Raw genomic sequence first — 23,856 nt, 5'->3', positions numbered from 1 at the left:
TATATCGTCAAATATAAATATCTATCTGAGAAATCTTCAATTACCCCAATCTAATTCGGAATAACTTATCTACCACGATTTTCAATCTGCTGAATCGCCTTTAAAATTCCTTCTTTGAATCCTAATGGAGTCATTTGAAACTCTTTATTAATCTTAGAGTTATTTACACAGGAATATTGAGGTCTTAATTTTCCACCACTTACTAAATCACTTGACTTCGGTTGTATTAATTCTTCGTCTACACCAGAAGCAACAGCAATGTACTGAGCAAAATCACATACAGACACCACATCATTTCCTCCTATATGATAAATCCCTGTACTCTTTTTATTTAAAATCCCACTTACCAATTCCACCACATCCATAACAAAAGTAGGCGTACGAAATTGATCATTTACAATTTGCAGCTTCTCCTCGTTTCGTAACGCTGTATATACCCATGAAAAGATATTATTTCGGGATGCAGCACGCGAATATCCGTACACCAAAACCGGACGTATGATACTCCATTTTAATCCAGAACTCTGAACCAGATATTCTGCTTTTTCTTTACTCCTACCGTATACACTTATCGGGGTTGTTTGATCATGTTCATGAATTTCTTTTTTGCTTCCATCAAAAACAAAATCAGAAGAGAAAAATATAAACTGTGCCTGATACTCTTTAGCAATCTTTACTAGCTTCTCAGTCGCAACTACATTTATACTTTCACATAATCCAGGATCGCGTTCACAAAGATCTACCTGAGATATTGCTGCACAGTGAACAATAATATCAGGCTGAGGGAGCAACTCTGTAACTTTCGAGTCAAAATCAGTTGATAAATCAATTTCAAAATATTCCAATTCCGGGATAGAACTTAATCTATTTTCTCCTTTAGAAAGTCCAACCACATGATACGATTTTTCAGAGATTAGTCTTTCAACCACATGGGAACCTATAAACCCATTGGTTCCAGTTACCCAAACTACTCTCATCTTTTATATCTGAAAGAGGGTATTGATTTGACGAATCTGACTTTGTGTTCCCAGTACAAATATTTTACATCCCGGAACAAGTACTAATTCTCTACTTGGGTTTACTTTATAGTCGCCTTCAGGGGTTCTAAATCCAATAATCAAACAACCTGAATCATAACTTTTATCTAATTCCTCAAGGGTCTTTCCATGAAACTGGGTAGGAATATTCTTATATGCGATTTCTTCCAGGTTTACCTCATTAGACCCCATGACCGAAATATGATCTAAGAACTCATATACATCCGGAGTAACTACCAACGATCCCATATGTGCACCACCCACTTTATCCGGCATAATTACATTATCACTACCCGCAATTCTGAGTTTCTTTTCAGAACTATCTTCAGATGCGCGACTAATAATATGAATATTCGTGGCTAATTCTCTTGCTGTTAATACCACAAAAACATTAGCAGCATCATTTGGTAAAGTCGAAATAATTGACTTTGCACGCTTGATTCCTGCACGAATCAAAGTCTTCTCGGCAGTTGCATCTCCTTTAATATAAAGCAAATTTGCCTCCTTTAAACGCGCCAGAATATCATCGTTATTTTCGATAATAACACATTCTTTGCCGTAAGCCAAAAGGGTTTTTACTGCCTGAGCTCCATTACGGCCATAACCACATACAATTACATGGTCTGAAATTCTATCGATGTATGCGTCCACTTTGTAGTTTTTAAAGTAATTCTGTAAATCTCCGTTAACAATATATCTGGTAATATAACTAACTGTATAGGCAAAAATACCAAAGCTGAAAATAATCAAAAATGATGTAAAAATTCTACCTTCTACAGATAAAGGTTGCACTTCTTTAAATCCCACCGTAGAAACGGTTATAATAGTCATATAAAATGCATCTACTAAATTGTAGTCTTCAATAACCATATATCCCATTACCCCGGTTATAATAACCATAGACAATAGGAAGAGCGAGAAGTATAGCTCCTTAAAATATTTAAATGCGATTGTCACTTATTAAAACTCCCAGATTGTTGTGCGCTTATATTTAAACCAGTTTTTGTTTTTCAATATAAAGGCCATCATCAAATATATAACCAATGGGGAACCCAGAGTTAAAAATGACAAGTAAATAAAATACACGCGAATACTATTGGTATCAATATTTAGCTTTTCACCCCACCAATCGCATACTCCAAATGCGCGAAGTTCTATTTCTTTTATCATCCGTTTTACCATGGCTATAAATCTCGTTTCAAAATAAAGATTATTCAGGAAATTTTAAAACATAATTATAAGACTTTACAATTTTTAAACTCCTCGTCTTAAAATCTGAATACCGATCCCACACTCTAAACACTTTTTTCTGTCACAATAAGTATGAGTTAACTCAATGAGCGCCTGACCAATTGACGCTTGCTTTGCAAAAATATTGTTTTCCTCCCAGGCTTTTATTATCGAATTGTTTTCTCCTGGTAATCTTTCTAATAAATCTATAGACAGTTCCTGATAAAAATGCGCACCCATTTCTTTACCATAAAAGAAGAGCATTGGCGCCACAGTATTGATCAAAATATTCTGTACAGAATTACGTCCTAACCTTTTTTCTTTTCTTGAAGACACTTCTCCGAATGTATAATGTGTATCCCAATAATCAGTAGCTTTTACATTAAGTTCATTTAAGTCCATATCTATTTTAAAATCTCGGATGAACTTTTGAAACAAATCACCATAATCATGAATGATTCGTGCCAATTGAGATAAGCGAATCTGCGGAAAGTTACCAGGCCGCACTTTACCCAATTTCCACAAGCTTTTATCTAAAATCACCAATTCATATTTATGTTGTTGATGTTTAAATTCTTTTTGGAGTTGATACGCATATTCGTCCTCCATTTTTCCTTCTAGAAAACCTCCGCACCCAAGAAGAATTGCTTCTAACCTTTCTAAATGATCACTAGATTTCAGTAAAATTCGAAACGGCACATTTTGCCCCATTAATTGCATGGGTAATGCATTTACTTTAAAGCCCAGATTCTTCAATAACATATTATAAAAGGTTTGAGACCAATCTCCTTTAAAATGTTGATATACCTGCTCAATAATTTTGACTTTCTTCTCCAATCGATCAACCAATAGTCTGCTCAACCAATTTTGTGTTTCAAAGTCATTTAAGTAATGTGTTAATCCACTACACACGAAACTATCAACTGGATTTCCTTTCTTGTAAAAAGTCGATACTAGGGATTTTGACACCCTACCTTTTAATTCTAAAACAGGAATTTTATTCTCGTTACAATCAAATACATCTTTGTCGTAATTCCATACGACATGTAAAATCACTTTTTGATATATAGGATCTAATTGATGTTTATGTTTCCACCAATCAGATGCATTTACATGTATCTCTACCAGTCCAATCCATAGGACATTGTCAATTTGAATTTGGGCATCAATAAAATCCGGGCCAGATTCATTGTTTCTTCTACCTACAGATTGAATCCGAATAGATTCTCCAAATGTTGTTTTAAGATTATTAAGGTTAAATAGTTTATACTTCCAAATATGGTATAAGAATTCTTCTGTCATAAGTTAAGTTTTTGGGCGTCATAAAAGTATATAATTTATGACGCTCCCAAAAATCTTTAACTTATATCATCCCGTATTCTTTTAGATATGAAGCCATTTGAATTTGAATTTTCTCAGCTTCTTTTCCGGCTTGTACTGCAAAATCTTCCTTATCGGATGCATAAATAATTCCTCGTGAAGAATTCACCAATAAACCACAATCCTTATTCATTCCAAACTTGACAACCTCTTCCAGGCTTCCTCCTTGCGCACCAACTCCCGGCACTAAGAAAAAATGATTGGGTACATGCTTTCTCACTTCACCAATATCTTCTCCACGAGTCGCACCAACCACATACATCATATTTTCATCTGATCCCCACTGCGCAGAAACAGTCAATACTTTCTCAAATACTTTACCTCCACTTTGCAATTCTTGTTGCTGAAAATCTAATGCGCCTTTATTTGAAGTTAGTGCTAGTAAAATCACCCATTTATTCTCATATGACAAAAATGGTGTTACTGAATCTTCTCCCATATATGGAGCTACCGTGATCGAATCAAAATCTTGGGTTTCAAAAAATGCTCTGGCATATAGTTTTGAAGTATTCCCAATATCTCCTCTTTTAGCATCTGCTATAGTGAAGATATTATCCGGAATATAGTCCAAGGTTTTCTTCAAACTCTTCCAACCAACTTCACCCAAACTTTCGTAAAAAGCAATATTTGGTTTATATGCGACACAATAATCTTTGGTAGCATCTATGATCATTTTATTAAATTCAAATATTGGATCTTCTGAATCTAATAAATGTTTCGGAATTCTATTAATATCTGTATCTAGTCCAACACACAGAAAAGATCTTTTTCTCCTGATCTCTGCAACTAATTCTGATCTGGTCATCTCAGTGGAATGGTTTTTTCTGTTTATTCTCCTTCTTGTAATTTGGCAGCATTCTCTGCTATTTTCAGCTCATCAACCAATTTCTGAATGTCTCCATCCATAACCGATGACAAGTTATAAAGCGTTAGACCAATTCTATGATCAGTTACACGTCCTTGCGGATAGTTATAGGTTCTAATCTTTGCAGACCTATCACCACTGGAAACCATTCCTTTTCTTTTCTCAGAATCCGCTTCCAATTTCTTTTGAAGCTCCATGTCATAGATTCTTGATCTCAAAACCTGTAGTGCTTTTTCATAGTTTCTAGGTTGTGATTTTTGATCCTGACATTGCGCGACAATTCCTGTTGGAATATGCGTCAATCTAACCGCTGAATATGTTGTATTTACTGATTGCCCACCAGGTCCTGATGCACAGTATAAATCTTTTCTAATATCTGAGGTTTTTATCTCTACATCGAACTCATCTGCTTCAGGTAATACCATTACCGTTGCAGCAGAGGTATGCACCCGACCCTGGGTTTCTGTTTGCGGCACACGTTGCACACGGTGTACTCCGGCTTCAAACTTCAAATCACCATACACATCCTCTCCGGACACTTCCATGATTACCTCTTTGTACCCTCCTTGTGTCCCGTAATTCACATCCATCACAGATACCGTCCAACCACGACTTTCACAGTACTTGGTATACATTCTAAACAGATCACCCGCAAAAATAGATGCTTCATCGCCACCTGTTCCCGCACGGAATTCCATTACACAGTTCTTTTCATCTTCTGGATCTTTAGGAATTAACAACTGCTTCAAGTTTTCTTCCAACTCCACTTTACGAGGTTCTAATTCTTTTAGATCCTCTTCGGCCATTTGCTTAAATTCCGGATCATCCTCTGTAGCAATGATCTCTTTATTGTTACTAATATTTTCAATGACCTCCTGGTACTTGTCATATTCTTCAACAATCTTACCTAAGCTTTTATATTCCTTGTTCAGTTTCACATAACGCTTCATGTCCGCTATAACTTCCGGATCAACGATCATTTTAGAAACTTCTCCAAACCGCTCTTTAATCAACTCTAATTTCTCAATCATATCTTAGCCTTTTTAATAGGTAAATTCACCAAATTCAGATTTAATAATGAGCTCTCTTTTTTCAGCTTCTTCTACTCTACCCACTATTTGAGCTGGGATATTAAATGAATTTGATATTTCAATTATTTTCTGGGCCGTATCTTCATCCGTGTAGATTTCCATACGGTGTCCCATATTAAACACCTGATACATTTCTTTCCACTCTGTCTCTGACTGCTCTTTGATCAATTTAAATAGTGGAGGTACCTCAAACAAATTGTCTTTGATTACACGATGTTCACCAACAAAGTGTAAAATTTTTGTCTGTGCTCCTCCTGAACAATGTACCATACCATCTAACTGGTCTCTATACTTTTCTAAAATAGCCGCTATTACTGGTGCATATGTTCTTGTTGGTGACAACACCAACTTACCCGCATCTAATGGTGCATCTTCTACCTCTGACGTCAAACCCATTGATCCTGAATAAACCAAATCATTATCGATGGATGCATCATAAGTTTCCGGGTATTTCTCAGCCGTTTCTTTATTAAATACATCATGGCGAGCAGAAGTCAATCCATTACTTCCCATACCACCATTGTATTCTTTTTCATATGTCGCCTGACCAAAAGAAGCCAAACCAACGATGACATTCCCAGGTTTAATATTGGCATTATCCACAACATCAGACTTCTTCATTCTAGCCACCACAGTAGAATCCACAATAATGGTTCTTACCAAATCTCCGACATCCGCTGTTTCTCCACCAGTTGATATAATATCTACCCCATACTGACGTAAATCTTCAATCAGCTCTTCCGTTCCCTCAATGATCGCTTTGATCACCTCTCCCGGAATCAAACCTTTATTACGACCAATAGTTGAAGATAACATTATTGGTCCGGTAGCACCAACACAAAGTAGGTCATCTATATTCATAATTAGAGCATCCTGCGCAATACCTTTCCATACAGAAATATCTCCCGTTTCTTTCCAGTATGCATATGCCAATGAAGACTTTGTACCAGCCCCATCTGCATGCATCACCACACAATGATTATCATCTCCCGTCAAATAATCCGGAACGATTTTACAAAATGCTTTTGGATATAATCCTTTATCAATATTCGCAATGGCTTTATGAACATCGGTTTTTTCTGCCGATACTCCTCTCTTCTCATACTTAGATGCCATATCCTTTCTTTTTACTTTTTGATGCAATTCTTAATCTCGTGCAAATATCCGTACAATATTTGATATACGGGATAATTCTCCCCAAAGCGTTATACTTAAATTATACACATAAAAAAAAGCATTCCTAAAAATTTAGGAATGCTTTCTCAATATCTATTTAGGATCTAATTACCTGTTCCGTCTCCCTCAGATTCGGTTCCTTCTCCAGGAGCTTGTTCTGGTGTTGGAGCTGGGACGTAATCATCTCGTAATACTCTAAATTCTGTACGTCTGTTTTTCTGGTGTGCTGCTTCTTGCTCTTCCCTAGTTGGAAGTGCTTTAATCGTAGCGTCATCAATTTTTGGCTTAGACTCACCATATCCTTTTGCCACCATTCTATCTGCAGGAATCCCTTTTGAAATCAAGTAATCCACACAACTTTGCGCACGTCTTTGTGATAACTTCATATTGGCAGCATCTTTACCACGTGAATCGGTATGTGCCATCAACTCAATTACAATTGTTGGGTTATCAATCAAAGTATTATAAAGGAAGTCTAATGAATCTTTTGAATTCACTTCATCGTTTACCTGTAACTCCGCTTTTGCTAAATCATATCTTACCTCAGGGAATACAATTGCCACATCTGGAGAGAAACCTTGTAACTTAAAGTCGTGCACCAATTTTGTAGACTCTGTTAAACCAACAGTTGTTTCCTGTCCTTTACCATTCAAGTAACTTTCTTTAGAAACTTCAATTGTATAAGACGTTTCGTTGTTAATATAACGTTGTGTTCCACCTGGAATTTGATCAAACTCATAGTAACCTAATTCGTCTGTTTTCACTTCAACAGTTGAACCGTCAGTTCCAATCAATTTTACATTTACACCTGGAATTGCACTACCATCACCTACATCTGTAATTGTACCTGCCAAGATAAATTTCAATGGTGGAATTCTGAATGACCAAATATCATCTGAACCTCTACCACCAGGACGGTCAGTAGTAATATATCCTCTGTCTTTTAATCCATCAAACACGATTCCAAAATCATTGTAAGATGAGTTAATAGGAGATCTCATATTTTGTACATTGTTCCACTTATCAGTTGTTCCCACACGATCAGAAACAAAGATGTCTAAACTACCCATTCCTGGGTGACCATCAGATGCAAAGAATAATCTTCCATCTTCATGGATGTAAGGGAACATTTCATTTCCAGAAGTATTAATCTCAGAACCTAAGTTCACAGGATCACTCCATGTCTTTCCTTTTTTATTGTATTTCACATACCAAATATCTTTACCTCCAAAACCACCTGGCATATCAGAAGCAAAGAATAAATACTGGTCTTTTAAACCAATTGATGGGTGACCTGCAATTGAAGTGTCATTTTTCACTAATGGCAACATTTCTGTTTCTCCCCATTGAGAGCCCACCTTTTTAGAAGTATAGATTGCACAACCTAAACGTGTTTTCTTCTTAGTCATACATCTTGTAAAGTATACCGTCTTGAAACGAGAATCGAAACAAGCACTACCTTCGTTTGCTTCACCATTATTAATGACACCTTCATCAATAATGTTTGGCACCATCCATTTTTTACTTTTCTTATCTTGAGTAGTAGACCAAATTGAAGAAAAACTTTGCCCGGTAATTGGGTCAACGTTATCTCCTACACTACCTTCTCTAGTTGAAGTAAACATTAAAGACTGGTGTCTCTTATCTCCCCAAATTGGTGAGAAATCAGATTTTTTTGAATTTAATACCGGGTCCTTTTCAACGATATATCTCGTTGGGTTATCTAACCACTCCTGTGCTTTCTCACACTCCTTAATACTTTGTTCTGCTCTTTTGTCTGAAGAATCTAGCTCCTGATACTTTTTAAACTCCACAATTGCCTCATCATAAAGTCCTTGTCTTTTTAATGTTTCTGCATAATAATACTGTGCAATTGGGTCTTTGTATCCCGCTTTTATTGCTTTACTTAACCAACTTTTTGCATTATCATAATCCTGAATCATGAAGTATGAATGACCTATTCTATACAGAATTTTCTTCTTTCCAGCAGCAGATTTCTCTTTTGTGTAAGAAGATTTATATAATGAAATAGCTTCAAAATAGGATTGAGATTCATACTGAGCATCAGCAGCTGCAGTCGCCTTTTTCTGGGCTAAAAGACTATTACCCAAGAAGATAAAAATCAAAAAGAGCGGCAAACGAAGTACATTAAGTTTCATATATTTTTCTTTAAGTTTTTGAAATAAATCCAATTTTACATGAGATTTATAAGGCCTCCAAAGTAAGTAATTATTTTAAATCTCAAAAAAATAAAAAGCCTCTTTTTGGAGTAAAAGAGGCTTTGCTAAATATCTACTTGGTAAATAACAGTTCCCTGTATTTAGGTAATGGCCAATATTTATTATCTACTATCAGCTCTAACTTATCTACATCGTATCTTATTTTTTCGAAATAAGGGATCACATTATTACAATAAGCTGCCGCCTGATCTTTAACCTCAGTTAAAGCATTTGCATCTTTTCGTGCTTGCGTCATCTCTGTAATATTCTTCTTGATTTGTTGCACACGTAGAGACACTTCTTTTAGCATCCCGATTTGCTCCGTTGCATGTTCTTCGTAAGAATCTCCAAAAATATCCTTCAGTCCTTTTACGTTTTGAATCAATACATTCTGATATTCCAATACTGTAGGAATAATATGGTTTAATCCCATATCAGCCATTACACGAGACTCTATTTGAATACTCAATTTGTATTTCTCTAAATCGATTTCATGTCTCGCCTCTAATTCTACTTCAGTTAAAACATCTTGCTCAGAAAACAGCTTCTTTGCTTTATCGGTTACAAAGAAATCCAATGCTTCAGGAGTGGTCTTTTTATTATTTAAACCTCTTTCTTCAGCAATTTTCACCCATTCGTCACCATAACCATTCCCATCGAAAATGATTTTTTTAGACTCAATAATATACTCTCTCAAGATAGCAATGATCGCATCATCCTTTTTCTTACCTTGATCTACTAAAGCATCAACTTCAGATTTAAATCTCTTTAGTTGCTGTGCCATTGCTGTATTCAATACAGTCATTGGATTTGCACAGTTTGCAGTAGAACCTACCGCTCTAAACTCAAATTTATTACCTGTGAATGCAAATGGTGAAGTTCTGTTTCTGTCTGTGTTATCTAACAACAATTCCGGAATCTTACCAATGTTTAGTTTCAATTCTGTTTTCTCATCAGACGACAATTCCTTATTCGACACTTTACTCTCAACCTCATTCAAGATTTTACTTAATTGAGAACCAATGAAAATAGAAATAATCGCTGGAGGAGCTTCGTTCGCTCCCAGTCTATGATCGTTTCCCGCGCTTGCAATTGACGCTCTTAATAAATCATCATGCTCACATACTGCACGAATCGTATTAATAAAGAAAGTCAGGAATCTTAAATTGGTTTTAGGAGTATTTCCTGGATTTAAAAGATTTCTATGCTTTGGAGAATTCGTACTTAAAGACCAGTTATTATGCTTACCTGAACCATTAATCCCTGCAAATGGTTTTTCATGTAGCAACACTTTAAAGTTATGACGTTCCGCAACTCTTTCCATCACATCCATTAATAATGAATTGTGATCCACGGCCAGGTTACATTCTTCAAATAAAGGGGCACATTCAAACTGGTTTGGTGCTACCTCATTGTGACGCGTCATCACCGGAATACCTAATCTATGAACTTCATATTCAAAATCACGAATAAATGCATTCGCTCTTGATGGAATTGCACCAAAATAGTGATCATCTAGCTGCTGTCCTTTTGAAGAGGAATGTCCAAATAGAGTTCTTCCGGTTAAAAGTAAATCCGGACGTGCTGCAGCCAAAGCAGAATCTACCAAAAAGTATTCTTGCTCCCATCCTAAAGTTGCAGATACTTTAGTAATACTCTTATCAAAATACTGACATACATCTGTTGCCGCTTTATCTACAGCATGTAATGCTCGTAATAATGGTGTTTTATAATCTAATGCTTCACCTGTATAAGAAATAAATACCGTTGGAATACATAAAGTTTCACCAATAATGAATGCCGGTGATGTTGGATCCCAGGCAGTATACCCTCTTGCTTCAAACGTATTACGAATTCCTCCATTCGGAAATGAAGATGCATCCGGCTCTTGTTGAATTAACTGTGCACCATCAAATGTTTCAAATGAAGTTCCATCTCCAGCTGGTGTATTAAAAGAATCATGCTTTTCAGCAGTTCTTCCTGTTAATGGTTGAAACCAGTGCGTGTAATGCGTTGCCCCTTTGGACATCGCCCAGGATTTCATTCCTGAAGCTACCAAATCTGCTACTTTACGATCTAAAGTAGACCCATGATTTATTGCCTCATTTACACTTTTATACGCCCCTTCTGACAGGAACTGACGCATAGCTTTTTGATTGAACGAATTTTGCCCGAAATAATCTGATATACGATGTGAAGGTGTCTCAACATCTTTAGGCGCACGATTCATAGTTTGCTCTAGCGCCTTTAATCTTAATGAAGCCATAAAATCAATTTTTTAATAATTTTCGCAAATATACCCTAAAAAACAAGGGTGCAAATTAAAAAAACATGATTTTTATTAAGAGGGCATGATTTTTACAGGGGGGGGGTGTCGGTTTTTTATCAATTTCTCATCACAGTGAAGTAAACATATGCACAATACATGGCAAAAAGTATAAATCCTTCCACTTTAGAAATTCGTTTCCGGGTAATCATCATTGGTAAAACAATCAAGGTGATTCCTAACACCCACCACATATCTACTCTTAATACCAATTCTGATACCGGAATGGTTTTAAAAAGTGAAGTTATTCCCAAAATCCCAAGAATATTAAAAATATTAGAACCGATCAGGTTTCCAACAGATAAATCAGAATGACGTTTAAAGGCTGCCACCACTGAAGTCATCAACTCAGGTAATGATGTACCGAACGCAACGACAGTTACACTAATCACATAATCACTAATTCCTAAAACAGTTGCTAACCCAACAGTACCTTCCACTAATAAATGTGCCCCATAGCTCAGACCTACTGAACCTACTATAATAAAAAGTACATCTTTAAATACAGATGATTCTGGTAATTCTGGTACCTCTCCATTTTCTGCGTGAGCTGCCTTTGTTTTCTTTCTTGACATCCAAATCAGGAAGTAACTAAAGCTTAATAAAACGGTGACCATAATGATTCCATTGATCCAGTTAATAGATGTCACATAATCACCTGTCATGGTCCCATCATAATTCATCCATAGAAAGCCAAAAACCATTAGACTACTCAACATGAGTACCGGCCAATCTATTCTATATGAATTTCGACTTACTTCGATTGGAAATATCAAAGCTGTAATCCCTAATACTAAAGCAATATTTGCAATGTTTGATCCAACTACATTTCCCATGGCAATACCTGGATGCCCTTCAAACATAGCTTCCAAACTCACCAACAATTCAGGAGCAGATGTACCAAACGACACCACCGTCATCCCTACTACCAATGTAGATATATGAAATCTAAGCGCTACATTCACCGCGCCTCTCACTAATAGCTCACCACCAGCTACCAGAGCCAAAATACCTGCAACAATCAAAAGTACATTCACAGTATTCTAGCTTTTTTTCGGGTTATTATTTTTTTCCGTATCAGAAACCTCATCTGCCACATCATCTACTGCGTCCACAATATCTTTATAGACAGATTTCATCCCCTGATTTGCTTGACGACCAACTGTATTAGTCACTTCTAAATTCCTTCTAAATTCCTGAACATTGGTATCCACATCACTCTTCACCTCATCTACTGAAGATTGGATATCCCTTTTCACACTATCTGTTGCATCTTTAACATAGCGAATTCCTTTTCCCAAACTTCTGGCAAATTCCGGAATTTTATCTGCACCAAAAAGCAACAATACCACGACAAATATGACGAACAACTCTCCAAATCCTAAATTAAAAAACGCAAAAATCATATCCTATCGATTTAGAACAGCCAAATATACAAAAGCCCTTTCAGGTATATACCTAAAAGGGCTTCCTTTTACTGAACTCTTTGTTTCTAGTGCTTCATTTCTCCTTTACTCAAATCGTAAGAAATTGGAGTTGCAATGAACAATGAAGAATATGTTCCAACTACCACACCAACGATCATCGCAAAGATGAATCCTCTAATCATCTCTCCTCCGAAGAAGAAAATGATCAACAACACCACAAATGTACTTAACGATGTATTTACCGTTCTACTAATTGTGCTGTTCAATGCACTATTGATTACATCCTTAGAATCTTTATTTGGATGTAATCCTAAATACTCTCTCAATCTATCAAATACCACCACGGTATCGTTAATCGAATAACCCACCACAGTTAGAATTGCTGCAATAAATGCCTGATCAATTTCTAATGAGAATGGCAACATCCCGTAAAGGATAGAGAAAATAGACAATACAATGATCACATCATGCGCCAGTGCAGCAATTGCACCTGCTGAGAATTGCCATTTTGAGAATCTGATCAAAATGTAAGCAAAAATCACAATCAATGAGAAGATCACCGCAATCAAAGCAGACTCTTTAATATCATCCGCAATTGTTGGCTCTACTTTTTGTGATGTTAACTCATCTTTAAAATCACCCGCAGAAATAGCTTCATCATAGAAAACTGATAACCCAGCGTATAATTTATCTTCCAGAATATCATCTACATCGTTATCTGTGTTCTCAATCATATATTTCGTAGTGATTTTCACCTGGTTTGTAGAACCAAATGTCTTCACTTCCGGTGCATTTTTCAATCCATCTTCGTTCACAAACTGATCAGCTAATGCCGCAGACACTTCAGATACATTTACCGGCTTATCGAACCTTACGATATAAGAACGACCTCCAGTAAAGTCAACACCATAATTCAATCCTCTTGTCAATAATGAACCTGCACCAATGATTACAATAATCAATGAAACCAAATAGAACATTTTACGTTTTCCTAAGAAGTTAATGCTTAGATTCTGGAATGCATTTTCTGTTAACTTGGTGGAGAAGCTTATTTTCTTATCCATTCCCATTGCCCATTCAAAAATCAAACGAGTAACAAAAATCGCAGAGAATAAAGAAGTAATAATACCAATGATCAAAGTAGTTGCGAAACCTTGAATTGGTCCTGTTCCGAATACGAAAAGAATAATACCGGTAAGCATTGTGGTAATGTTCGAATCCAAAATTGAACTATACGCTGCTTTGTAACCATCGTTGATGGCTTGTTTGAATCCTTTTCCTCCTCTCAACTCTTCTCTAATACGCTCATAAATCAGTACGTTCGCATCAACAGACATACCGATTGTTAACACGATACCCGCGATACCTGGTAATGTCAAAGTAGCTCTTAAAGACGCTAAGAAACCTAATATGAAGAATAAGTTAGCTGCTAAAGCAATATCCGCTACCACACCTGCTGATGAATAATAGAATATCATATAAACTAGAATCACCATCAATGCAATCATGAATGAACTCCATCCCGAATCAATTGCTTCCTGACCTAATGAAGGACCAACAATTGCTTCTTCAATGATATGTAATGGAGCTGGTAATTTACCTGCTTTTAACACACCTGCCAAATCACTTGCTTCTTGTTGTGTAAAGTTTCCGGTAATCTCAGTTTGACCACCGGGAATCTCACCTTGTACAGTTGGTGCAGAATATACCAAACCATCTAAAACTACTGCTACGGCTCTCTTTGTTCCGTTTGCATCCGGTTTAGATAAACGCGCAGTCATCTTTTTCCAGATGTTTGCACCAGTAGAGTTCATGTTCATATTTACTACTGCATTACCAAGTGGATCAGCACCCACACGTGCGTCAGTAACTACATCACCTTCTAACTCAGCGGTACCACCTTTAGGAACTTTGATCGCGTATAAATAGAATAAGTCTTCTGTTCCTTCAATTGCTTTTGCTTCCCATAAGAATCTGGTTCTTGGAGGAAACAATTGCTTCACATCTTTTCTCTTTAAATACTTGTTTACAATAGCCGTATCTGCTACACGTGCATAACCTACACGAGGTCCAAATGCAGCGCCACCTTCTTGAGTCACCATTGGGGACAGGTGGTAGAATAATGGATTTTGCGCTTCTTTCTCTGCATCAGACATTGAAGCATAATCCAATGAATCCGGACTTTGCTCTTCCACCTCTGCCATCAAATCATCAATTGATTTCTCAGTTGAATCAGCTACGGCAGTATCACCTTCTATTTCTGTAGAATTTTGTAAGTCAGCAATATCATTATCCGGAACTTCTTCTGCAGTAATCGGAGCCTCCACATCTGAAGCTTCTCCTTTATCACTTTTGAAAGTCGCTCTTAAAACAGTGTTTGCCTGATCTAAAGCTCCAATGATTTGAGTATTGTCATAACACTCCCAGAACTCTAAACGTGCAGTACCTTGTAAGAATTTTCTTGCTCTCTTTTTATCCTTGATCCCAGGAAGCTCTACGATGATTCTACCAGAACCTGACAAACGTTGGATTTTAGGTTGAACAACTCCTAAGTTATCTACCCTTTTTCTCAATACTTGCTCAGTTCTTGTAATTGCATCTTCAGACTCTGTAGCGATGATACTAATGATTTCTTCATCTGTAGCATCCGGCTTAATCTTGTCTTTATTCTCCAGGTTATGGAAAACTGCTGCTAATTTAAAATCAGGAGCTACCTCTTGATGTGCATTCGCGAAAAGCGTCACAAAGTTTTCAGAACTGTTTCTTTGATCAGCAATTGCTTGATTAATAATTTTTACGAATGTTGGGTTCGTACGGTTACTTCCCGCCATTTCTCTTACCAAATCAGCTTCTGAAACTTCCAATGTTACGTGCATACCTCCTTGAAGGTCCAACCCTAGGTTGATCTCACGTTTTTTCACATAAGAATAAGTATGCTCCAATACTGGATACACACTAACAGGGCCTTGTAACAACAAATATTCAGTCTCAAAACTTTGTTTGGCTGAATCCAACTCGAATAAGGTTAACTCACCATTTTGATTTAATGAATCCGCTTTTTGCTGAGCCACTTCAACAGCTTGGCTTTCAACACTATCAGCTACCCATGTAAATGACAACTGGTACAAACTTGCGAGGACTAACAGTATAGCGAATCCCCAGATAAACGTTTTATTTTGCATCTATATTTAACTTATTTTTAGGGCATTATATCCCCTTAAAATTTAGGAGCGCAAATATAAAATTTCAATCGAATTAAACCAATGTAATTCAGGTTATCTAAATATTTTTACGTATTTCACTATTTGAATAACGTAGCCTGACTTCCACAAACTATACTTTTGTAAAATGGCTTCAAACGAGAACCAAAACATAATATTCTTTGACGGATATTGCGGCTTGTGTAATAAATCTGTGGATTGGATTATTCAAAAAGACAATAAACAAATATTTAAATACGCTCCGATTCAAGGTCCAACCGCAAAATCTCTAAACATCTCATCACCAGATCAAAGTAATTACGAAACCATCATTTATTTTGATCATGGGCAAACATATTCTCACTCCACAGCCATACTTCACATAACAAAAAAGCTCCCATTTCCATGGAAGCTCCTTTCCTATTTTATTTTTATTCCAACGATAATCAGAGATTCAATATATCGGTTTATATCCAAAAACCGTTATCGATGGTTTGGGCAGCTTAGTACCTGTAGAATTCCTCAACCGCATGAAAAAGAATTCTTTTTAGACTAAAATCTACTCTTCTTCTTTGACCTCTTCTTTCGGCTCTTCAGTTTCCTCAGAGGCATTTGCCCACTCCAGATCCACAAAACCTTTTTCCATCAAAAGATTAGACCACTGATAGATCTTCTTTAAATCAGAAGTATACACACGATCCTCATCAAACTCTGGAAATATTTCAGCAAATTCAGCTTTTAACTCAGCTCCATTCCATTTTTTATATGGAACCGGCTCTCCGTTAAATTTAATTACAATAGCCTTAATAATCTCAGCTAATGGCTTTTCTTCATCCTCACCATAAATGCTGATATCTGACAATGCACTAATTCTGTTGTGCGCATGAGCCGGAGATTTCTTACCATCTAATAAAGACTCTACTATTACTCCATTTTTCATTGACCCAACTAACTTAAATAGGCCTCCCTTTCCTGAAATAGATAAAATATCTTGTAATCCCATTGTATTTTTTGAATTTGCCTGCAAAGATTATTATTCAAACCAATTAAAAAGCATTTCAATTGGAATTTTTCACCAACTTACTTCGCCACACCCCACTTTCAACCTGTACCTCAACCAAATACACACCCTCAATAAAATTAGACATATTTATCTGGTGTCTATTATTTACGCCTTCTAATCTATAAACCTGTTTTCCGGTAACATCCCAAATTCGAACCTGTTGAATTCTCCCCTCGGTTTCCGGCACTTCAATAAACACTACCTCATCAGTTGGATTTGGATACATTTTCACGGAAACTTCAGGCTGATCATTTTCTATAATTGAGGTTGGCAAACTTCCATTATATCTATAATAAGCAGAATCTGCAGTTTCTTCCAGCATTACCACTGCATCCGCAGCCAAAATTGCAAATGCAACTTTAAACGTATCTCCAGAGGCAATTGAAATATTTCCCATAGAAGTTACCTGAATCACATCATTACCATCTGTACTCCCGATTCCGGAAGAGTATCTATTTGAACTTAACGTGGTGTATTTTTTAGAATTATTATATCCATTATAAATATCTACTCCTCCGGCACCTCCATCCACATTATCCATACAATAACTATGGAATTCTCCCGGAGTCAATAATTGCACGCCAAAACAAGGTGTGTTTAGTTGAGTATCTTTGGTATAGGTCATATATCGTTTTAAATCTGTATGAGATTTATTATGCGTATAATCTGACACATCAAAATCAGCAAATAACCCTACATGCAAATCGTTTAATGCGGTATTATTTGTATTAACCACTTCATATTCTAACACCACATAGTTTTGATGTTTCTCATCGGTATATGCATATCCATTATACAACACCTGAAGCCCAATCGTATCTGCTTGTGCATTTGAATCATTAAAAACGCCTTCCAAATAATACGCTCCGATAGGTGCCGGTATTTTTCGTTGAATAATCCCTTCTGACTTAAAATCATCATCCCAGGAATTATTTCCATTTCGAACGCGATCCACTACCCGAACAAATCCATTCTGATTGGTACCGATCATTAATCCGCCTTCAAAAAGTTGAGATATTCCACCTTTATACTGAACTCCTAATCCCTGATTCTGATTTCTTCCGTTGTATCCAACTTGACCTTTTGATCCCAAACTCATTGCAATATTGTTTATTGCAATGTTGAGATAATCCACATTTACAACCACATCAAAAAAATGAGAGTTTGTAAACACTCCATCAGAAATCACCACCTCAAAAGTCACTATAGAATTGATTGGAGCTGTATCCGAAATTTTAAACGAAAAAGGGGTATCGTAATTATCCAACTGCAATAAAGCGTTCATCACTCCTAAATCTTCCTGATCATGATTAACCGTTACATAAGGAGAACTCGTTTGTATAGTTGCGATGACATTACCCGATTGCGACAAATAGTTGGTAAAAGTTCCAGAAACAAAAAGACTATCATTTCCTTTGAATACATCATCTGTTTTGTTGGTGATTTTCATATTCTCAAAAATCACAGATGCTTGCTGAATACTTCCACTTACGGCATTTCCTACATTCAATCTGCTTTTACCCAGTTTATTCGCATATGCTGGATTGCTTCCATAAATATCATTCCCAGCCAATTTCAGCTTTTCAGCAATTTGTTTTCCGGATAATTGCGGATACACCGCTTTCACCAAAGCCGCAGCTCCAGCTACCATTGGTGCGGCCATTGACGTTCCCGTATTGCTATTATAGCCACCATCATTCACTGTAGAGTAAATACTTTCTCCCGGAGCAGTCATATCCACCCAGTAACCATAATTAGAAATGGTAGACTTTTTATCCACACCACTTACTGCGGCAACGGCAAATGCATTTTCGTATGCTGCCGGGTAATAAGCTTGATCCCTATTTTGATTTCCTGCAGCACAAACTACCAAAGCACCTTTATTGTATGTCGCATAATTAATTACATCCTGCTCTAACGAAGACGCATCAAAACCGCCCCATGAGCAATTAATAATATCACAACCCATATCTGCCGCATATACAATTCCCTCGTAACCATGTGTAATGATATTTCCATCTCCCGCTCGAATCGGCATAAATACGGTTTCATACCCAATAGATGCCACACCTTCTCCATTATTTGTTGCTGCCGCAGCGATACCGGCTACATGCACCCCGTGTGAACCTCCGACAATTTGAGGTTCTCCATCCTGATCTACAAAATCCCATCCATTAAAATTGTCAATATACCCATCACCATCATCATCAATTCCATTGATCGGATCATTTGCGTTTTCTGACATTTTAGACTGTAGGTCGGGATGGTCCATATCCGTTCCGGTATCCACAATCCCCACTTTTACAGTTGCACTACCGGTAGTTACATCCCAAGCCGTGAAGGCATTAATTTGAGCAAGATAGTTTTGAAGATTCAGATTCGGATCATTTGGTGTTGCGGTGGTATATCTAACCGGTATTCTTTCTACATATTCAAAGACATTTAAACTTTCCAACTCTCGTTTAACATCCATCAGGTCTACATTTTGAAATACACTTAAAGTATAAATAAGACTTAAATCCACCTGATTTTCTGTTGCAGTCTTAAAAGCCAATGGTTGTGATTTCGAAAACATTCGTTCCTGATGATCAACCAAAAACTTAAACACACTTTCGCGTCTTTGAGATTCAAAATAATCAGCTTGAGATGGCTTTAGCTTTACCACCAGCTTCTGTGCGACAAAATCCGTTTTCACTCGTCCTTGTCCAAGTAACATCAATGAAGACAACATACTCAGAAGCGCAAGACTCCATATTTTATTTCTCATATTTAAAATCTGCATACGAAGGAATGTCTTTAATAAATGTTACTTGTTCACCATCCACATAGCAGCAATACAACTCTTCTCCATTGGTAATCACCAGGTACGGTATTTTCAATACGATATTGTATCGAAAAGCCTGATCAAAAGTGGACTGTGTAATTTTGATACTCGGACGTTTACATTCTACCAAAATTTGTGGCGCACCCGAATTATCATATACTACTATATCAGTACGTTTGATTCTTCTATGAAGTTGGAATTGTTTTTCCAGAACCATCAAACTTTTGGGATATCCCAAATCTTCATGAAAATACTTCACCGTATTTTGACGGACCCACTCCTCTGGTGTATTAACTACAAATTGATTTCGAATTTCATCAAAAATTCTGATTCTCCCCTCAGCATCGGTTTTAAATTTAAACCCTCCGTGTTCTCTTATTTCTGCCATTCTCACAAATGTAATTTCATTTTTAGATTCGGGCAATTTATGTTTTATATTAATAATTTAATGACTTGAGAAACCTAGAATTTTCTCAATCGTTTTTGTTCTAAATAATTTCCTCAAAAACCCATCAACAAATCATTTGCTATTCTATTTTTGACCGCAAGAATTAGAGAATGGCAACATATCCTGAAATTATCACACAACTCCAACAAGGTCAATACAAACCGGTATACTTATTATACGGTGACGAACCTTTTTTTATTGATAAAATCACCGATTATATTGCCAACAATGTACTTACCGAAGCGGAAAAGGGATTTAACCAAACTGTTTTTTACGGTAGAGATGCAGATGTAGGTTCCATCATAGAAACAGCCAAACGTTACCCCATGATGGCTGAGAAACAGGTAGTCATCGTTAAAGAAGCTCAGGATCTAAAAAAGGTAGAAGGTCTTGAAGATTATATGAGTCAACCCGTAGCTTCTACTCTATTGGTTCTTGCGTATAAATACAAAAAACCAGATGGTCGTAAGAAGGTATTTAAACACATCAAAAAAAACGGGATTTCATTTGAAAGCAAAATGATCTATGAGAATCAAATGCAAAAATGGATCTCCGATTACGTCCACCAACATCAAAGGAAAATTTCGCCAAAAGCCACTTTATTGATTAGTGAATCAATAGGTACAAATCTATCGCTTGCAGCAAACGAAATCGAAAAGCTTTTCATCTCCATTCCAAAAGGGGAACTCATTGAAGATACCACGGTTGACGAAGTCATTGGAATCAACAAAGACTACAATAACTTTGAATTGCAACGTGCGCTTGGAGCGCGGAATTTCCCAAAAGCAATGCAAATTGCCACCTATTTTGCCAGTCATCAAAAAGAGCACCCACTGGTTATGACTTTGGGTATTTTAGGGAAGTATTTTACCAATCTGGTTTTAATGTATTTTTCGCCTAAGTCCAGCAAACAAGACATTGCACGAATGATTGGCGTGAATCCGTATTTTGTTGATGAATATTTCAGTGCAAAATCCAATTTTACAGCCCAGGCAGCAGTTAAAGCCATCGAACTTATTCGAGAATATGATCTCAAATCAAAAGGCGTAAATACTGGGAGCACCCCCGCTGGAGAGCTGCTCAAAGAATTAATATTTAAAATTTTAAAAAATTAAATCGTCCATTGCCCAACTTCCTTAAATAATAGTCGTTTATACCCGTACAATTCCGATCATACTATATATGTTGCGTGATATCCTTATTTGGGTATATTTGCCACAATCGAGCTAGAATACAATATGAAATCAAAATTTACTTTATTCATTTTATCCATTTTATTTTCTTCATTCGCATTAGCCCAAAACACAGGAGTCATTCGTGGTTTCGTATATGATGGTGCTTCCGGTGAAGCAATTATTTTCACCAATGTTTTCTTAGAAGGAACAACGACTGGTGCCACAACAGATGACAATGGATATTTCCAGATTTCTAAAGCTCCTGTAGGGAATCACACTGTGATATGTACTGCTCTGGGATATGATACTGCTCGTGTTCAGGTGAATGTTCAGAAGGGTAAAATCGTTAATATCAAATTGGTAATCAAAGAAACCACTATGCAGTTAGATGCTTTTGAGGTTTCTGCAAAACAACAAGAACAAAGAACTGAGGTAAAGGTTTCTGAAATCAAAGTCACTGTTAAGGATATCCAAAAGCTTCCATCTGTTGGTGGTGAAGCTGATATTGCGCAATACCTGCAAGTTTTACCAGGGGTGGTTTTCACTGGTGATCAAGGTGGACAATTATATATTCGTGGTGGTTCCCCGGTTCAAAATAGAGTTCAGTTGGACGGAATGAATGTCTACAATCCTTTCCACTCTATCGGTTTGTATTCTGTATTTGAAACTGATATCATCAAAAATGCTGATGTAAGCACTGGTGGTTTTAATGCAGAACACGGAAATGCAATTTCTTCGGCAATTAACATTAGCACCATTGACGGAAACAAAAGCCGTATGGAAGGAAAAGTAGGTGCGAGTACTTTCGGTGCGAAATTGATGTTAAACGGTCCTTTAAAGAAACCAACTGAAATTGGTGGTTCAGCTATTACATATGTACTTGCAGCAAAAACTTCTTACTTGGATCAAACCAGTCAAAACATTTACTCATATGTAAATGATGGTGAAGGCCTGCCATATTCATTTGTTGATGGTTATGGTAAAATCGCCTTCCATGGATCTAATGGTAGTAAATTCAACGTTTTTGGATTCTCTTTTAATGATAATGTAGATTACAATTCATCTAAACTAGATTGGAAATCTTATGGAGCAGGTAGTAATTTCGTATTGGTTCCTTCCGGTTCTCCGCTTTTATTAGAAGGTAACTTCTCATTCTCCAACTATAAAGTGGAACAACAAGAAGCAGATCGTAATAGAGCATCTGAAGTGGGTGGTTTCGAAGTTGGTTTAGATTTCACAAACTTCCAGGGAGAAAATGCAATCAAATACGGTATCGACATTCTTGGAATGAAAACCGATTTCAATTATGTCAACACCTTAGGTCGTAGAATTGAAGATGTACAAAATACCACTCAATTCTCTGGTTATTTTGATTACAAAATTGTAGCGGGTAAATGGGTAATTGAGCCTTCCGTTCGTGCAATCTATTATTCTTCGTTAAATGAATTCTCAATTGAACCACGTTTAGGAACAAAATATAACGTTTCTAAAAAAGTGCGTTTAAAAGCAGCTACGGGTTTATATTCTCAAAACCTAATTAGTTCTAATTCGGATAAGGATGTAGTAAACTTATTCAATGGTTATTTATCCAGTCCAGAAAACTTACCTTCCACATTTACTACAAAAGATGGCGAGGTTAAGGATGTAAATTCTGGATTACAGAAATCAATTCATTACATTTTTGGTGCGGAATGGGACATCAACAAAAGGTTCTCTGTTAACATTGAAGGATATTATAAAGATTACATCCAATTGATTGGAATTAATCGTTACAAAATATTTGAGGATAACGCAGACAACAGATCACAACCTGAAATCTTAAGAAAAGACTTTATCGTAGAGGATGGATATGCTTACGGTGCTGATTTCACTTTAAGCTATAAACACAAAGGATTAAGCCTATGGGCAGTTTACTCTTATGGGTATACCAGAAGATGGGACGGTATCCAGGAATATGCACCTGTATTTGACAGAAGACATAATGTAAACCTTGTAGGTAGTTATGAGTTTGGTGAAAACAAAGACTGGACTATTAACTCTCGTTTCAACTTTGGTTCCGGATTCCCGTTCACACAAGTGGATGGTTATTTTGAGAAATTTGATTTCACTGGAGGTTTAGGAACTGACTTTATTACGGGTAACGGAACATTAGGTACAGAGTTCGCTCCTATCAACCAGGGTCGTCTACCTGATTATGCGCGTTTTGATGTTGATATTGCTAAGACATTCTCTATTTCGCAATACACCATCCTGGAAGTGAATGTAGGTGTAACCAATATCCTGGATAGAGAAAATATCTTCTATTTCGACAGAAACACGTACACCAGAGTAAATCAACTTCCGTTTTTACCAAGTGTTGGAGCTAGTCTGAAATTCTAGAAAATTGAAGCTTCTA

The 23,856-nt window shown here is 36.7% G+C and carries 18 protein-coding genes; 3 read left to right on the top strand and 15 right to left on the bottom strand.

Annotated features, from left to right (window positions below; all coding sequences use genetic code 11):
- Window positions 1–65: 65 nt before the first annotated feature.
- The 12 genes from KFE94_10830 to secDF form a co-directional block, all read right to left on the bottom strand.
- Entirely contained in the window at window positions 66–977 is a 912-nt protein-coding gene (locus KFE94_10830) for an SDR family oxidoreductase (protein ID UTW65172.1), read from the bottom strand.
- Window positions 978–980: 3 nt separating this feature from the next.
- Window positions 981–1,916 (bottom strand): potassium channel protein, encoded by a 936-nt coding sequence (locus KFE94_10825; GenBank protein UTW65171.1) that lies wholly within the window; start codon window positions 1,914–1,916, stop codon window positions 981–983.
- 81 nt (window positions 1,917–1,997) lie between these two features.
- A complete protein-coding gene (locus KFE94_10820; GenBank protein UTW65170.1) occupies window positions 1,998–2,219 on the bottom strand; it encodes a PspC domain-containing protein in 222 nt (73 codons plus the stop codon).
- 72 nt (window positions 2,220–2,291) lie between these two features.
- The gene (locus tag KFE94_10815) at window positions 2,292–3,569 is read right to left on the bottom strand and encodes a DUF2851 family protein (GenBank protein ID UTW65169.1); all 1,278 of its coding nucleotides are present in this window, start codon (window positions 3,567–3,569) and stop codon (window positions 2,292–2,294) included.
- Between the two features lie 61 nt (window positions 3,570–3,630).
- Complete coding sequence (gene pyrF, locus KFE94_10810; GenBank protein UTW65168.1) at window positions 3,631–4,452, bottom strand: orotidine-5'-phosphate decarboxylase; 822 nt, start codon at window positions 4,450–4,452, stop codon at window positions 3,631–3,633.
- A gap of 23 nt (window positions 4,453–4,475) precedes the next feature.
- Window positions 4,476–5,543: a peptide chain release factor 1 gene (gene prfA, locus KFE94_10805; protein UTW65167.1), complete on the bottom strand. Its 1,068-nt coding sequence runs from the start codon at window positions 5,541–5,543 to the stop codon at window positions 4,476–4,478.
- A gap of 12 nt (window positions 5,544–5,555) precedes the next feature.
- Window positions 5,556–6,719: a phosphoribosylformylglycinamidine cyclo-ligase gene (locus tag KFE94_10800; protein ID UTW65166.1), complete on the bottom strand. Its 1,164-nt coding sequence runs from the start codon at window positions 6,717–6,719 to the stop codon at window positions 5,556–5,558.
- 164 nt (window positions 6,720–6,883) lie between these two features.
- Window positions 6,884–8,938 (bottom strand): OmpA family protein, encoded by a 2,055-nt coding sequence (locus KFE94_10795; GenBank protein ID UTW65165.1) that lies wholly within the window; start codon window positions 8,936–8,938, stop codon window positions 6,884–6,886.
- A gap of 133 nt (window positions 8,939–9,071) precedes the next feature.
- Window positions 9,072–11,264, bottom strand: coding sequence for a glutamine synthetase III (locus tag KFE94_10790; GenBank protein ID UTW65164.1), 2,193 nt, complete (start codon window positions 11,262–11,264; stop codon window positions 9,072–9,074).
- A gap of 119 nt (window positions 11,265–11,383) precedes the next feature.
- A complete protein-coding gene (locus KFE94_10785) occupies window positions 11,384–12,361 on the bottom strand; it encodes a calcium/sodium antiporter (GenBank protein ID UTW65163.1) in 978 nt (325 codons plus the stop codon).
- 6 nt (window positions 12,362–12,367) lie between these two features.
- On the bottom strand, window positions 12,368–12,730 hold the full coding sequence (locus tag KFE94_10780) for a twin-arginine translocase TatA/TatE family subunit (GenBank protein ID UTW65162.1): 363 nt from the start codon (window positions 12,728–12,730) through the stop codon (window positions 12,368–12,370).
- Between the two features lie 86 nt (window positions 12,731–12,816).
- Window positions 12,817–15,933, bottom strand: a complete 3,117-nt coding sequence (gene secDF / locus KFE94_10775) for a protein translocase subunit SecDF (protein UTW65161.1) — start codon at window positions 15,931–15,933, stop codon at window positions 12,817–12,819.
- Window positions 15,934–16,099: 166 nt separating this feature from the next.
- Between secDF and KFE94_10770 the strand changes: the two genes are divergently transcribed.
- Window positions 16,100–16,507, top strand: coding sequence for a DUF393 domain-containing protein (locus KFE94_10770; GenBank protein UTW65160.1), 408 nt, complete (start codon window positions 16,100–16,102; stop codon window positions 16,505–16,507).
- 3 nt (window positions 16,508–16,510) lie between these two features.
- Here KFE94_10770 and KFE94_10765 read toward each other — a convergent pair whose 3' ends face one another.
- From KFE94_10765 to KFE94_10755, 3 genes are read right to left on the bottom strand one after another with little or no spacing between them, the layout of a single operon-like run.
- On the bottom strand, window positions 16,511–16,954 hold the full coding sequence (locus tag KFE94_10765; GenBank protein ID UTW65159.1) for a DUF5606 domain-containing protein: 444 nt from the start codon (window positions 16,952–16,954) through the stop codon (window positions 16,511–16,513).
- A 55-nt stretch (window positions 16,955–17,009) separates the two neighbouring features.
- Window positions 17,010–19,781, bottom strand: coding sequence for a S8 family peptidase (locus tag KFE94_10760; protein UTW65158.1), 2,772 nt, complete (start codon window positions 19,779–19,781; stop codon window positions 17,010–17,012).
- The gene (locus tag KFE94_10755; protein UTW65157.1) at window positions 19,771–20,226 is read right to left on the bottom strand and encodes a type I restriction enzyme HsdR N-terminal domain-containing protein; all 456 of its coding nucleotides are present in this window, start codon (window positions 20,224–20,226) and stop codon (window positions 19,771–19,773) included. The genes KFE94_10760 and KFE94_10755 overlap by 11 nt, the downstream gene beginning before the upstream one ends.
- A 170-nt stretch (window positions 20,227–20,396) precedes the next feature.
- Between KFE94_10755 and holA the strand changes: the two genes are divergently transcribed.
- Window positions 20,397–21,401 (top strand): DNA polymerase III subunit delta, encoded by a 1,005-nt coding sequence (holA, locus tag KFE94_10750; protein ID UTW65156.1) that lies wholly within the window; start codon window positions 20,397–20,399, stop codon window positions 21,399–21,401.
- A gap of 123 nt (window positions 21,402–21,524) precedes the next feature.
- Window positions 21,525–23,840 carry a TonB-dependent receptor gene (locus tag KFE94_10745; GenBank protein ID UTW65155.1) on the top strand — a complete coding sequence of 772 codons (2,316 nt, stop codon included), beginning with the start codon at window positions 21,525–21,527 and terminating at the stop codon, window positions 23,838–23,840.
- The last annotated feature ends 16 nt before the right edge of the window (window positions 23,841–23,856 follow it).

The organism is bacterium SCSIO 12643, assembly GCA_024398135.1.
Taxonomy (GTDB): Bacteria; Bacteroidota; Bacteroidia; order Flavobacteriales_G; family Salibacteraceae; genus CAJXZP01.
The sequence above is the reverse complement of the archived record's forward strand: the minus strand, read 5'-3'. Positions and strand labels throughout refer to the sequence as shown.

Coding starts and splice junctions, on each gene's coding strand:
- KFE94_10830 (UTW65172.1), bottom strand. CDS start 977: ATGAGAGTAGTTTGGGTAACTGGAACCAATGGGTTTATAGGTTCCCAT.
- KFE94_10825 (UTW65171.1), bottom strand. CDS start 1,916: ATGGGATATATGGTTATTGAAGACTACAATTTAGTAGATGCATTTTAT.
- KFE94_10820 (UTW65170.1), bottom strand. CDS start 2,219: ATGGTAAAACGGATGATAAAAGAAATAGAACTTCGCGCATTTGGAGTA.
- KFE94_10815 (UTW65169.1), bottom strand. CDS start 3,569: ATGACAGAAGAATTCTTATACCATATTTGGAAGTATAAACTATTTAAC.
- pyrF (UTW65168.1), bottom strand. CDS start 4,452: ATGACCAGATCAGAATTAGTTGCAGAGATCAGGAGAAAAAGATCTTTT.
- prfA (UTW65167.1), bottom strand. CDS start 5,543: ATGATTGAGAAATTAGAGTTGATTAAAGAGCGGTTTGGAGAAGTTTCT.
- KFE94_10800 (UTW65166.1), bottom strand. CDS start 6,719: ATGGCATCTAAGTATGAGAAGAGAGGAGTATCGGCAGAAAAAACCGAT.
- KFE94_10795 (UTW65165.1), bottom strand. CDS start 8,938: ATGAAACTTAATGTACTTCGTTTGCCGCTCTTTTTGATTTTTATCTTC.
- KFE94_10790 (UTW65164.1), bottom strand. CDS start 11,264: ATGGCTTCATTAAGATTAAAGGCGCTAGAGCAAACTATGAATCGTGCG.
- KFE94_10780 (UTW65162.1), bottom strand. CDS start 12,730: ATGATTTTTGCGTTTTTTAATTTAGGATTTGGAGAGTTGTTCGTCATA.
- secDF (UTW65161.1), bottom strand. CDS start 15,933: ATGCAAAATAAAACGTTTATCTGGGGATTCGCTATACTGTTAGTCCTC.
- KFE94_10770 (UTW65160.1), top strand. CDS start 16,100: ATGGCTTCAAACGAGAACCAAAACATAATATTCTTTGACGGATATTGC.
- KFE94_10765 (UTW65159.1), bottom strand. CDS start 16,954: ATGGGATTACAAGATATTTTATCTATTTCAGGAAAGGGAGGCCTATTT.
- KFE94_10760 (UTW65158.1), bottom strand. CDS start 19,781: ATGAGAAATAAAATATGGAGTCTTGCGCTTCTGAGTATGTTGTCTTCA.
- KFE94_10755 (UTW65157.1), bottom strand. CDS start 20,226: ATGGCAGAAATAAGAGAACACGGAGGGTTTAAATTTAAAACCGATGCT.
- holA (UTW65156.1), top strand. CDS start 20,397: ATGGCAACATATCCTGAAATTATCACACAACTCCAACAAGGTCAATAC.
- KFE94_10745 (UTW65155.1), top strand. CDS start 21,525: ATGAAATCAAAATTTACTTTATTCATTTTATCCATTTTATTTTCTTCA.